This is a genomic window from Modicisalibacter muralis (assembly GCF_900102945.1).
In the GTDB taxonomy this organism is placed as follows: domain Bacteria; phylum Pseudomonadota; class Gammaproteobacteria; order Pseudomonadales; family Halomonadaceae; genus Modicisalibacter; species Modicisalibacter muralis.
Genome location: NZ_FNGI01000009.1, coordinates 78419 through 91660, shown reverse-complemented (window position 1 = coordinate 91660; position 13242 = coordinate 78419). Strand labels below are relative to the sequence as shown.

Sequence of the window (13242 nt, the reverse complement as noted above, 5' to 3'; positions counted from 1 at the left end):
TCTCATATTGTTATTGCCGTGGGCTTGTCCGGGTCATTGCCGAATACGCCGGCTCGCTTCAGGCGGGCGCTGACGTCGGGTTTGGCCCAGGCCAGGTACAGCGTTCCGCCTCGGGCGTGGCAGAGGCGTGCCTGTCGCTTGAGTAGGTGAATACCGCTCAGGTCGATGAAATTGATGCCCGCCGCCAGTACCACCAAGTTCTCCCGCTCGAAGCGGTCGAGGCGCTGGCCGACCGACTCGCAGGCGCCGAAGAACAGCGAGCCGTCGATTCTGACTACCGTGCAGGCGTGTTCCTTCACCACCTGCCGGATCTCTTCGGGGGCCTCCACCAGTGCGCATTCCACCACCGGTGGGCGAGTGGTGCGGCGCAGGTAGAGCACCAGTGAAGCCAGCACGCCGAGATAGATGGCGAATTCCAGCTGTAGCAGTAGCGTGCCGACGAAGGTGAGCAGCATCACCGCCGTTTCCGAGCGGCTGGTGGCCAGTACTTCGTGAATGGCGTGACGGTCGACCAGGTTGAAGGCGACCAGTAGCAGCATGCCGGCCATGGCCGGCATCGGGACGTAGTGCAGCAGCGGCGCCGCCAGCATCAGCATCGGTATCAAAAACAGCGCGGACAGCGCGGCGGCCAGCGGGGAACGAGCCCCGGCGCCGACATTGAGGCCGGAACGCGTGAACGACCCCGACGACAGATAGCCGGAGAAGAAGGCGCCACCGATATTGGAGAGCCCCTGGCCGATGAATTCCTGGTTGCTATCCAGGCGTTGCCCGGCACGTGCCGCGAAGGCACGGGCAATCGCCAGCGCCTCGACCAGCCCCAGCAGCCCCAGGGCGATGGCGCCGGGTGTCAGCATGCGCAGGGTCTCGAGGGAAAAATCCGGCGCCGACAAGGGTGGCAACTGCGTCGGTATCGCTGCGATGCGCAGGATTTCGACATGCCGTGGGTCGAGCAGGTGTGCCAGCAAGGAGGCGGCCACCAGCGTTATCAGCATACCCGGCCAACGTGGCAGCCAGCGCTTGAACGCCAGGCATGACGCGCAAGTGCCTGCGGCGATCAGCAGGGCACTCAGTTGGGTTTCATCGAGATGGGCGAGCAACTGCGAACCGGTAGCGAGAAAGCCGTCGGCCTGTAGCGATTCGAGGCCCAGCGCATACGCCAACTGACTGGTAGCGATGATCAATGCCGCGCCGGCGGTGAATCCCGTTACCACCGAATGCGAGACGAGGTCGATCAGCGCGCCCATCCTGACCAGGCCCAGCAGTAGCTGGAAACAGCCGGCGAGAAAGGTCAGGGTCAGCGCCAGGGAGATGAACTCGCTGGTGCCGGCCCCGGCGAACGGCTGTAGCGTGGCGAACAAGGCGATCGACAGCGCCGCCGTCGGTCCGCTGACCATCTGCCTTGATGAGCCGAACAACGCGGCCAGCATGGCGGGAACGATGGCGGTATAGAGTCCGTACTCGGGCGGTAGCCCGGCGAGCAGCGCATAGGCGACACCCTGCGGCACGACCAGCACCGCGCCGGTCAATGCCGCGACGGCATCGGCTCGCAGCGAGCGCGGCGTCTGGACCGGTAGCCAGCGCAGAAACGGCAGCCAGCGCCGCAGCCCGCCGATATCCGGCCCGGATGCCATCATGGCTGAACGACGGGTACCGCCGGGAAGCGCGAGCGTCGCTCGAGGTCATCGAGATCGACGTTATTGCGCATGTACTGGGTGCTGGCATCGAACGTCGGCTGGTGATCCCAGGGCGTCACCTTGCCCTGCTTGAGCGCCCGCGACACCAGCTTGCGACGGCGCTGGCTGGCGATCACCTCACCGTGCAGCTTGTCGTTGTCCCAACGCCGGGCGGCCTCGTCGCGAAACTGCTTGCGCAGGTCCTGGTGCGCCGGGTCCTCGGCCAGGTTGGTCAGTTCCAGCGGGTCGGCTTCCAGGTCGAACAACTGGTCCGGGTCGGGCGCCGAGCAGACGAACTTGTAGCACCCGCGGCGGATCATCAGCAGCGGCGCGATGGCGCCCTCGCCAAGATACTCGCCGATCACTTCATCGTGACCGCCGCGTCCGGTCAGGTGAGGCAGCAGGCTGCGCCCGTCGATGGGCACGGCGTATTCCGGCGGCGTACCGCCGTGGGCGATTTCGGCGAAGGTCGGCAGCAGATCCATGGTCGACACCGATTCGCTGACTCGTGCCGGCGCGAAGCGGCCGGGGGCGTGGACGATCATCGGCACCCGCGCCGAGCCCTCGAACCAGCTCATCTTGTACCACAGGCCACGCTCGCCGAGCATGTCGCCGTGATCGCCGGAGAACACGATGATGGTGTCCTCCTCCAGCCCGGTCTCTCTGAGCGCCTCGAGCACCGCGCCGATCTGATCGTCGACGTAGCTGATCGCACCGTAGTAGGCGTGGCGCGCGTTGCGGATCTGGGCGTCGCTGAGCGTGTCCTCGTCGAGTTGGTAGACGTGACGCAACCGCTGGGAGTGGGGGTCCAGCAACTCGCGTGAGTAGGGCACGCGAGGCATGTCGATGTCGTCGTGCGCATAACGATCCCAGTACTGCTGGGGAATGGTATAGGGGTCGTGCGGGTGGGTCATCGACACCGTCAGACAGAACGGCCGCTGCTCGCCGTTGCGTGCATAGTCGTAGAGGAAACGCCGGGCGCGGAAGGCGACTTCGTCGTCGAAGTCGAGCTGGTTGGAACGCACGCAAGGCCCGGCCTGGGTCACCGATGACATGTTGTGGTAATAGCTCGGCCGAGACTCGAAGTTTTCCCAGTCGACGAACCAGCCATAATCGGCGGGATAAATATCGGTGGTCAGGCGCTCTTCGAACCCGTGCAACTGATCCGGGCCGCAGAAATGCATCTTGCCGGACAGCGCAGTGTAGTAACCCTCGTCGCGCAGGTAATGGGCGAAGGTCGGCGTGTCCGCCGGAAAGTCGGCGGCGTTGTCGTAGCCGCCGACACGCGACGGCAACTGGCCGGCCATCAAGGTGAAGCGCGAGGGCGCGCATAGCGGGCTATTGCAGTAGGCCGAATCGAACACCACGCCCTCGGCCGCCAGTCGAGAAAGGTGGGGTGTCTTGACCAGTGGATGGCCATGGAAAGGCAGTGATTGCACGGCCATCTGGTCGGCCATCAAGAATAGAATATTGGGCCGCTTGGCGGTCATCTTCGGTTCTCCCATCGTTGCCGGGGTGAGTCGACTATCTGTCATGACAGTCTCCCTGCTAATATCAAAGCCTGTAAACTCGTTAAATTTTTATGTAAGACATTAGGTGAGTTAATGTCATTGACAGGCAGGGTGGTGTCGCCCAATAGTCTGCGAATCTTCGAGGCAGCCGCCCGGCACCTGAGCTTCACCGCTGCGGCGCGGGAGCTGCGTTCGACCCAGTCGGCGGTCAGCCAGCAAATTCGTGGGCTGGAAGAACAACTCGATCTGCGCTTGTTCGAGCGCATTTACCGCGGGGTGAAACTGACCGAGGCGGGCCATGCGCTATTCGGCAGCGTGCAGGAAGGGTTCGCGACCATCGATCGGACAATCGATCAGTTGCAGCGCAAACACCGCCAACCGCGCTTGAATATCCTTACCGACTTCTCGTTCGCCGCTTATTGGCTGCTGCCACGGTTGCCGTTGTTTCGCCGCCAGCACCCGCATATCGACGTGCGCATCATCACCAATCAGGGCGTGCTTGACTGGCGGGATCAGGAAGTCGATGTCGCCATCGTGTTTTGTGACGAGCGCACGCTCGAAGACACGCCGCGGTTGTTCACCGAAGACGTCTTCCCGGTTTGCAGTCCCGGCTTTCTCGCTCAGTACGGGCCGATCGAGGATGTCGTGACATTGAGCGAGATGCCGCTACTGACACTGATGGCGGATCAAGGTCAAAGCTGGCTGGATTGGCCGCGCTATTTCCAGCAACAGGCCGGAATCCGCTATCCGACATCGTCGGAACTGACCTTCAACAACTACACCCTGCTGATCCAGGCGGCGATTGCTGGGCAGGGGATCGGTATGGGCTGGCGCGGGCTGGTCGACGACCTGATCGACAGCGGCATGCTGGTCGGTCTGGATGACCTGCGGCTGAGTTCACGACGAGGCTACGGCCTGATCGACGCCCAGCCGGAATTGCCCAGCGAGGCGAAAGCCGCGCTTCAGGAATGGATTATCGACTGCGCCGGCCAAGCATAGAAAAACACCCCCGCCGCTAAACTGCGCGACGAGGGTGTGGTCCACTCAGCCTTTGGGAAGTGCTGGATAAATCGCCGAGCGAGATGAAGGACAAGGCGCACGGAACACAGAGCACGAGACATAACAAGTCGTTAGTCGAGTGATCGAGTACCGCGCAACGCCGTGATTCGCTCGCGCAGGCATTTAAACAGTGCTCCCCTTCGCCTTGTGTACCGCGCGCCAGTGATGCAACAGCGGCTCGGTATAGCCCGAGGGCTGCTCGATCCCCTTGAAGATCAGGTCGCTGGCGGCCTGGAAGGCGCTCGACTCATCGAGGTGCGGGGTCATCGGCACATAGTTCGGGTCATTCGCGTTCTGCTGGTCGACCACCCCGGCCATGCGTTCCAGCGTCTCGCGCACCTGTGCCTCGCTGACGATGCCATGATACAGCCAGTTGGCGATGTGCTGGCTGGAGATGCGCAGCGTGGCGCGGTCCTCCATCAGTCCGACGTCGTGGATGTCGGGGACCTTGGAGGTGCCCACGCCCTGCTCGACCCAGCGCACCACGTAGCCGAGGATGCCCTGGCAATTGTTGTCGAGCTCTTCCTGGATGGCCTCACGCGGCCAGTCGGCGGCCTCGTCCACCGGCACGCTGAGCAGGTCGTCGAGCAGGTCGGTCTCGCCCTCACGCTCCATGTCTTGTTGCAGCGCGGCGACGTCGACTTGGTGGTAGTGCAGGGCATGCAGCACCGCGGCGGTGGGCGAGGGCACCCAGGCGGTGTTGGCGCCGGCCTGGGGGTGACCGATCTTCTGTTCGAGCATCGCCGCCATCAGGTCGGGCATCGCCCACATGCCCTTGCCGATCTGGGCGCGCCCGCGCAGCCCGCAGGCCAGGCCGGCCTGGACGTTGTTCTTCTCGTAGGCGCCGATCCAGGCTGAACCCTTCATGTCACCCTTGCGCAGCATCGGGCCGGCCTGCATGGCGCTGTGCATCTCGTCGCCGGTGCGGTCGAGGAAGCCGGTGTTGATGAACGCCACCCGCGAGGCGGCCTCATGGATGCATGCCTTGAGGTTGACCGAGGTACGCCGTTCCTCGTCCATGATGCCCATCTTGAGGGTGTCGCGCTTAAGGCTGAGCAGGTCCTCGACGCGCCCGAACAGTTCGTTGGCGAAGGCGACTTCCTTCGGCCCGTGCATCTTGGGCTTGACGATGTAGATCGAGCCGGTGCGGCTGTTGGTCTTCTGGCTGCCGGTCGCGCCGCCCTTGTTGAGGTCGTGCAGGGCGATCAGGCTGGTGACGATGCCGTCGAGGATGCCTTCGGGGATCTCGTCACCGTGCTCGTCGAGGATCGCCGGGGTGGTCATCAGGTGGCCGACGTTGCGCACGAACATCAGCGAGCGCCCTGGCAGGGTGTGCGTGCCGCCGTCGGGCGTGGTGTAGCTGCGGTCGGCGTGGAGGCGACGCATGAAGGTCTCGCCGCCCTTGCTCACCTCCTCCTCGAGGGAGCCCTGCATCAAGCCCAGCCAGTTGCGGTAGACGTGGACCTTGTCCTCGGCATCCACCGCGGCGATCGAGTCCTCGCAGTCCATGATGGTGGAAATCGCGGCCTCGACCACCAGGTCCTTGACGCCGGCGGGGTCGGTCTTGCCGATCGGGTGGGTGGCGTCGAACTGCAGTTCGAGATGCAAGCCGTGGTTGGCCAGCAAGATCGCTTCGGGCGTGCCGGCGTCGCCGCGGTAGCCGACCAATTGGGCGGGATCCTGGAGGCCGGTCTGGTTGCCGCCCTCCAGGGTCACGATGAGTTTGCCGTCACGCAGGACGTAGCCGATGGCATCCTTGTGCGAGCCCTCGGTCAGCGGGGCGGCGGTGTCGAGCACGCCGCGGGCGTAGGCGATGACCTTCTCGCCGCGCTTGGGGTTGTAGTCGCGGTCCTTCTCGGCGCCGTCGCTCTCGGGGATCGCGTCAGTGCCGTAGAGCGCGTCGTAGAGGCTGCCCCAGCGCGCGTTGGCGGCGTTGAGCGCGTAGCGCGCGTTGCTCACCGGCACCACCAGTTGCGGGCCGGCCTGCACACGGACCTCGGGATCGACGTTGGCGGTGGTGGCCTGGACGCTCGTCGGCGCCTCGACCAGATAGCCGATCTCGCGCAGGAAGCTGCGGTAGGCGGCGAGATCGCGCACCGGGCCGGGGTTTTCGCGGTGCCAGGCGTCGAGTTCCTGTTGTAGCCGCTCGCGCTCGGCAAGCAGTTCGCGGTTTTTCGGGGCCAAATCGTGGATCAGTGCGTCGACGCCGGCCCAGAAGGCCTTGGCGTCGATGCCGCTGCCGGGCAGGGCCTCGTCGGTGAGGAAGCGGTCGAGTTCGGGCGCCACCTGAAGGCGGTGGCGGGTGACACGCTCGGACATGGGAAAACCTCCTGGTGCGCTGTTATCTGTCGTCGCGGGTTGCCGCGAACGTAAACGGCACTATTCACGAATCAATCGACATCTCGCCGACGTTCGCCAGCTCTCGTGATGACAGATTTATATTATGAACCGGCCTGCGACAGCCTTTTTGGGCAGGCCGGCTCTTTTCATCGATAATGCTCAGTGATGCGTTGTGGTGCCTGGTCTAGCTGGAGATGGCCTGGATACCTGCCTTGGCGACCTGGGCATCCTGATCGGGTTTGACGCCGGAGACGCCCACGCTGCCGGTGACGTATCCCTCGGCCAGAACCGGCACGCCGCCGGTCAGCATGCCCTGCAGTGCCGGTGCCGACAGAAAGGCGGTGCGGCCGCCGTTGATCATATCCTCGAATACCTGGGTCTCCTTGCGCCCGAGCGCGGCGCTGCGCGCCTTTTCGGTGGCGACATAACTCGACATGGGCGCGGCGCCATCGAGGCGACGCAGGCCCAGCAGATGCCCGCCGTCATCGGCAACGGCGATGGTCACGGCCCAGCCGTTGTCTTCGGCTTCCTGCTGGGCGGCGTCGAGGATGGCATTGACGTCGTCGAGGGTCAGAACGCTACGTTGCTGCATTGAATCTCTCCTTGATGGGAAAACCTGAAAAGGATTTCCAGTAAAACGTTTCCGGCGGCGAAAAGAAACGTCGAACGCCGCCAAGATCGCTACGCGGGCCGCAGCGCCTCGTCGACGATCTCGATCCAGTGCCGCACCGGCGTGCGCCCGGCGCCGTCGAGATGGGTCTGGCAGCCAATGTTGGCGGTGACGATCAACTCCGGGTCGCCGGCCTCCAGCGCATCGAGTTTGTCGTCGCGCAACTGCTTGGCCAGCACCGGCTGAGTCACCGAGTAGGTACCCGCCGAGCCGCAGCACAGATGGGCATCACGCACCGGCGTCAGGCCGAAGCCAAGCCGGGTGAGCACGCCTTCCACCGCGCCGCTGAGCCGCTGTGCGTGTTGCAGGGTGCAAGGGCAGTGAAACGCCAGCTTGCGCGACTGCTTGACCGCCAGTGCATCGAGATCCTCCTCGCGCAGTATCTCGACCAGATCTTTGGCCATGGCGCTGATACGCTCGGCCTTTTCAGCGTAGTCGGGATCGTCGGCGAGCATCTCGGCATATTCCTTGACGAAGGCGCCGCAGCCGCTGGCGGTCTGGACTATTGCTTCGACCCCGGCTTCGCCCGCTTTTTCGATCGCCGGCCACCAGGCGTCGATATTGGAGCGCATACGCTCGCGACCGGCCTCTTGGGCGCTCAAGTGAAAATCGATGGCGCCGCAGCAGCCGGCCTGCGGCGCGGGCGTCAGGCCGATGCCGAGCCTGTCGAGCACGCGCGCGGTGGCGGCGTTGGTATTGGGTGACAGCCCCGGTTGCACGCAGCCTTCGAGTATCAGCATTTGCCGTGCGTGGCGTTTGCCGTCGGGACGCACGCCGGCATCCACCGGTTTGGCCGGCATCTTGTCCTTGAGCGTGCCGGGTACCAGCGGGCGAAAGGTCTGGCCCAACTTGAGCAGCGCCGCAAAGCGCCTAGGCTCGACCAGCGCCTTGCGCAGCCCAAGGTGCAGCACGCGCTCCCTGGGCGTGCGACCGACACGACGGTCGACCTCGGCGCGACCGATGTCGAGCAGCTTGTGATACTCGACGCCGGACGGGCAGGTGGTCTCGCAATTGCGGCAGGTCAGGCAACGATCCAGGTGGAGCTGGGTCTCCTTGGTGACTTGGTCGTCGTCGTCGCGGCTTTCCAGCAGTTCCTTCATCAGGTAGATGCGGCCGCGCGGGCCATCGCGCTCGTCGCCTAGCAATTGGTAGGTGGGGCAGGTGGCGTTGCAGAAGCCGCAATGTACGCAGGTGCGCAGCACGCGATCGGCCTCGCGGATATGCGGCTTTTGCAGATCGGCGTCGGTGAATTGTGTCTGCATGGCTATAACTCCGGATAGAGCCGGCCGGGATTGAAGATGCCGTTGGGGTCGAGCTGGGCCTTGAGCTGGCGATGGTACTTGGCCACCACCGGCGCCAGCGGGGTGAACGGCTCGGCAGCTCCTCCCTTGTCGTGGGGCGTGTAGCAGGTGGCATGGCCGCCGGCGCGTGCCACGCTTTCGCGCAGCTTGTCCGCATCCATATCGCTGCGCAGCCAGCGCTGGGCACCGGCCCAGTCGTAGAGCACATCGCCACTCACCGCCAGCGGCGGGGTATTGGTCGGCAGCGACAGCCGCCACAGCGGGCGCGGGTCGGTGTCGTCGAAGAACGCCAGGCGCTGCTCGCGTAGCTTGTGCCAGAAGCCGGCGTCGAGGGCGTCGCCGCCGAGGCGCTCGACGGTGGCCGCAACCGAACTGGCGCCGCCTTCCAGACGCAGGTGCAGCGCGCCGTCATGATAGGCGGCGGCGGTGATCGGCATCGGTCGGCGGCCCCACTCGGCGAACCGATGCAGGGCGTCGTCGAGCGGCATGTCGAGACGCAGGCCGTGGCTGGCGGTGGGCTTGGGCAGCACCTTGAGCGAGACTTCGGTGACTACGCCGAGGGTGCCCTGGGCGCCAACCATCAGCCGCGACAGATCGTAGCCGGCGACGTTCTTCATCACCTCGCCACCGAAACGCAATTGCTTGCCTTCATGGCTGATCACCCGCGTGCCGAGCACGAAATCGCGCACGCTGCCGGCCCAGGGGCGACGCGGGCCGGACAGGCCGGTGGCGAGCATGCCGCCGACGCTGGCGGCGTCGCCGAAATGCGGCGGCTCGCAACCGAGCTGCTGACCCTCGGCGTCGAGCGCGACCTCGAGTTCGGCCAGCGGCGTGCCGCTGCGCACCGAGATCACCAACTCGACCGGGTCGTAGTGGGTGATGCCGCGATGCTCGGCAAGGCTGAGTGTCTCGCCTGCGACGTTACGACCGTAGAATGCCTTGGTGTCGCCGCCGACGATCCTCAGCGGCGTCTTGTCGGCATCGGCCCGGCGCACGCGCTCGCAGAGCGCCTCGGCTATATCCCGGTCGAGGTCGCGGCCATGCTCGGCATGGCTGGGATGCTTGTCCTGTTCGTGGTGTTCCATCATGAACCTCAAAAACGCGGCAGTTCGGGATGCGGCAACTCGCCCTTGTGCACGTGCATGGCACCGAACTCGGCGCAGCGCTGCAGGGTCGGAATGTTCTTGCCCGGGTTGAGCAGCCGCCGCGCATCGAAGGCGGCCTTCACCGCATGGAAGGCGGTCAGCTCGTCGGGCTGGAACTGGGCGCACATCTGGTTGATCTTCTCGCGGCCGACCCCGTGCTCGCCGGTGATGCTGCCACCGGCCTCGACGCACAGTTCGAGAATCTTGCCGCCGACCGTCTCGGCTTTCTCCAACTCGCCTGGCCGGTTGGCATCGAACAGAATCAGTGGGTGCATGTTGCCGTCGCCGGCGTGAAAGACGTTGGCCACGCGCAGGCCGTGCTGCTCCGATAACTCGGCGATGCCCTTGAGCACACGCGGCAATTCGCGGCGCGGAATGGTGCCGTCCATGCAGTAGTAGTCGGGCGACATGCGGCCCACCGCGGGAAAGGCGTTCTTGCGCCCGGCCCAGAACAGCGCGCGTTCGGCGTCGTCGCGGGCCTGGGCGATATTCGTCGCGCCGGCATTTTCGAGCACCTCGCGCACGGTTGCGCAGTCGTCATCGACGTCGGCCTCCGCGCCGTCGAGCTCGCAGAGCAGGATCGCCTCGGCCTCGACCGGATAGCCGGCGCGAATGAAGTCCTCGGCGGCGCGAATCGCCAGGTTATCCATCATCTCCAGGCCACCGGGGATGATACCGGCGGCGATGATGTCGCCCACCGCCTTACCGGCCTTCTCGACGTCATCGAAGCTAGCCATCAGCACCTTGGCGCTCTCTGGCTTGGGCAGCAGCTTGACGGTGATCTCGGTGATCACGCCGAGCATGCCCTCGGAGCCGGTGAACAGCGCCAGCAGATCGAAGCCCGGCGCGTCGAATGCATCCGAACCCAGCGTCATGCGCTCGCCTTCGATGGTGATCACCTCGATCTTGAGCACGTTATGCACGGTCAAGCCGTACTTCAGGCAATGCACGCCGCCGGCGTTCTCGGCGACGTTGCCGCCGATCGAACAGGCGATCTGCGATGACGGGTCCGGCGCGTAGTAGAGCCCGAACGGCGCGGCGGCTTCGGAGATCGCCAGGTTGCGCACGCCGGGCTGTACCCGTGCGATGCGCGCATCCGGGTCGACATCGAGAATCTGCGCGAAACGTGACATCACCAGCAGCACGCCTTGCTCGAGCGGCAGCGCGCCGCCCGACAAGCCGGTGCCGGCGCCACGGGTAACCACCGGCACGCCCAGCTCAAAGCAGCAGCGCATCAGCGCCTCGACCTGCTCGAGGGTGTGCGGCATGGCGACCAGCATCGGCAGCACGCGATAGGCAGACAGGCCGTCGCATTCGAACGGACGCAGGTCTTCCTCGCGGTGCAGCAGGGTCATGTCGGGCAGCGCCTGCTGCAAATGCGTGAGCACGCTCGATTTGTCCGTCGGCGCCAGGGCGCCGTCGAGGCGCTCGTCGTAGAGGATGTTCATGCTGATTCCTCAATCTTGGATGGCGTCATGATGATTACCCTTAGTCTAGGTACTTGGCGCAAGCCTGCCTAGGCCTGGGTAACTGGTCAGACCACTATGGATTATAATTTATGGAAATTGATTCCATAATTCAAGTGGAAAAGTAAAAAGCGCTTCATGACAAAGCGCCTGGTGTCCATGATGCGGGTAGTCGCCCCGGCAATCGCCGGGGCGGTTCCTTCAAGGCTTATTGCAACCTCAACCGCCCATCAGGTTATCGCTCACTCCGATGCCATAGAACGCGATCAGCGCGATGATGCCGGTGAAGATCACGTAGTACAGCGTCGGCAGTATCGTCTTGCGCAGGGTGGTGCCCTCGCGACCCAGCAGGCCGACCGTGGCCGAGGCCGCGACCACGTTGTGAATGGCGATCATGTTGCCGGCGGCGGCACCCACGGCCTGTACCGCGACCATCATCGCGGTCGATAGCCCGAGTGCCTCGGCGACGCTGAACTGGAAGTCGGCCAGCATCAGGTTGGAGACGGTGTTGGAGCCGGCGATGAAGGCGCCCAGTGCACCCACGGCAGGAGCGAAGAATGGGTAGACGCCGCCTACGCTATCGGCGACGAACTGCGCCATGGCCACCGGCATGGAAACCAGGTCGGCCTGGTTGACGCCGGAGTTGATCAGGATGCGCACCATCGGGATGGTGAACAGCAGCACGAAGCCTGCGCCCAGCAGTGTGCGAGTCGATTCGGAGAATGCCGCCTTGACGTCCTGGCCACGCATGCGATGCAGGCCGATGGTAATCAGCACCACCAGAACCAGGATCCCGCCGGGCAGGTAGAGCGGTTCGAGACTGCCCGAGATGTCGCTCTCACCGAGGATACTGCTCCAACCGAAGCTGATGGAAAGCAGTGCTTCCTTGAGCGGTTCGATGACACGCGAGATCACCAGCAGCGCGGCCAGCAGCACGTACGGTAGCCAACCCATGAAGACCGAGATTTTCGTGCGTCCGACAACGTCTTCGAGATCGATCTTCAGGCTGCCGATCCATTCCGAGGGCCAGGAGGACGATTCGGGGAAATCCCAAGTCTTCTTGGGCAACAAGAAGCCACGACGCGCGGCGGGCACGACGATCGCCAGGCCGACCATGGCACCGATCATCGATGGGAACTCCGGCCCCAGCAGAACCCCTGCCAGCGCATAAGGCACCACGAAGCTGATACCGGCGAATAGCGCAAACGGCGCGACTTCCAGGCCGTCGCGCCAGGAGCGCCTGGCGCCGAAGAAACGCGCCATCACGCTGACCATGATCAGCGGCATGAACACGCCGACGATGGCATGGGTAATCGCCACCTCGGAAGTGATCAACTGGAAATACGCCTCCCAACTGGAGCCGCCGGCGGCCAATGTCTCGCTGATGGTGACCTGATCGAGGCCACCGCTGACACCGACCACGATCGGTGTGCCCACGGCGCCGAACGATACCGGTGTCGACTGGATCATCATGCCGACCACCACGGCGGCGAGTGCCGGGAAGCCGAGTGCGACCATTAGCGGCGCGGCGACCGCGGCGGGTGTGCCGAAACCCGATGCCCCCTCGATGAAGCAGCCGAACAGCCAGGCGACGATGATCGCCTGTATCCGGCGGTCGGGGCTGATACCCGAGAAGCCATTGCGGATCGCGGCGATGCCCCCTGAGTGCTTCAGGGTATTGAGCAGTAAAATGGCGCCGAAGATGATCCACAGGATCGCCACGGTCAGTATCAGACCCTGGAATGTCGATGCCAGTACTCGGGTAAAGGTCATGTCCCAGGCCAGCAGGCCGATCAGTGCGGTGGCAATGAAGACGATGGGCATGGCGGTTCGTGCCGCGATGCGAAAACCGATCAATAGCACTCCCGCCAGTACCAACGGCAGGAAGGCCAATAAAGCGAGCAATGTCTGATCCATGAGGCTTATCCCTCTTTGTTGTGGTCCGGTATGGCATTTGCGCATGTGATGACGATGGCTGATTTTCAGCCGTCACTACTGCCGTTGCCTCGGCAAGTTCGGGCACGATAATCGCAAAAACGAGATTGTGCCATCTTTGGGGAATTGGTATTACCAATCA

The 13242-nt window shown here is 64.3% G+C and carries 9 protein-coding genes; 1 reads left to right on the top strand and 8 read right to left on the bottom strand.

All coding sequences use genetic code 11. From position 1 onward, the window contains the following. Window positions 1-2: 2 nt before the first annotated feature. The gene (locus BLR92_RS14700; protein WP_089729912.1) at window positions 3-1634 is read right to left on the bottom strand and encodes a SulP family inorganic anion transporter; all 1632 of its coding nucleotides are present in this window, start codon (window positions 1632-1634) and stop codon (window positions 3-5) included. Further along, window positions 1631-3163, bottom strand: coding sequence for a choline-sulfatase (gene betC, locus BLR92_RS14695; RefSeq protein WP_089729910.1), 1533 nt, complete (start codon window positions 3161-3163; stop codon window positions 1631-1633). The genes BLR92_RS14700 and betC overlap by 4 nt, the downstream gene beginning before the upstream one ends. 114 nt (window positions 3164-3277) lie before the next feature. Here betC and BLR92_RS14690 point away from each other — a divergent pair, with 114 nt between their 5' ends. Continuing rightward, window positions 3278-4183: a LysR substrate-binding domain-containing protein gene (locus tag BLR92_RS14690; protein ID WP_089729908.1), complete on the top strand. Its 906-nt coding sequence runs from the start codon at window positions 3278-3280 to the stop codon at window positions 4181-4183. A gap of 183 nt (window positions 4184-4366) precedes the next feature. Here BLR92_RS14690 and BLR92_RS14685 read toward each other — a convergent pair whose 3' ends face one another. The 6 genes from BLR92_RS14685 to BLR92_RS14660 all read right to left on the bottom strand — a co-directional run bounded on the left by BLR92_RS14685 (window position 4367) and on the right by BLR92_RS14660 (window position 13082). After that, the gene (locus tag BLR92_RS14685) at window positions 4367-6562 is read right to left on the bottom strand and encodes a malate synthase G (RefSeq protein ID WP_089729907.1); all 2196 of its coding nucleotides are present in this window, start codon (window positions 6560-6562) and stop codon (window positions 4367-4369) included. Window positions 6563-6767: 205 nt separating this feature from the next. Next, window positions 6768-7175, bottom strand: a complete 408-nt coding sequence (locus tag BLR92_RS14680) for a GlcG/HbpS family heme-binding protein (protein ID WP_089729905.1) — start codon at window positions 7173-7175, stop codon at window positions 6768-6770. Between the two features lie 89 nt (window positions 7176-7264). Further along, complete coding sequence (gene glcF / locus BLR92_RS14675; RefSeq protein WP_089729903.1) at window positions 7265-8515, bottom strand: glycolate oxidase subunit GlcF; 1251 nt, start codon at window positions 8513-8515, stop codon at window positions 7265-7267. Window positions 8516-8517: 2 nt separating this feature from the next. After that, a complete protein-coding gene (gene glcE / locus BLR92_RS14670; protein ID WP_089729901.1) occupies window positions 8518-9639 on the bottom strand; it encodes a glycolate oxidase subunit GlcE in 1122 nt (373 codons plus the stop codon). Window positions 9640-9647: 8 nt separating this feature from the next. Further along, on the bottom strand, window positions 9648-11147 hold the full coding sequence (glcD, locus tag BLR92_RS14665; RefSeq protein ID WP_089729899.1) for a glycolate oxidase subunit GlcD: 1500 nt from the start codon (window positions 11145-11147) through the stop codon (window positions 9648-9650). 237 nt (window positions 11148-11384) lie between these two features. Beyond that, a complete protein-coding gene (locus BLR92_RS14660) occupies window positions 11385-13082 on the bottom strand; it encodes an L-lactate permease (protein ID WP_089729897.1) in 1698 nt (565 codons plus the stop codon). Window positions 13083-13242 lie beyond the last annotated feature (160 nt).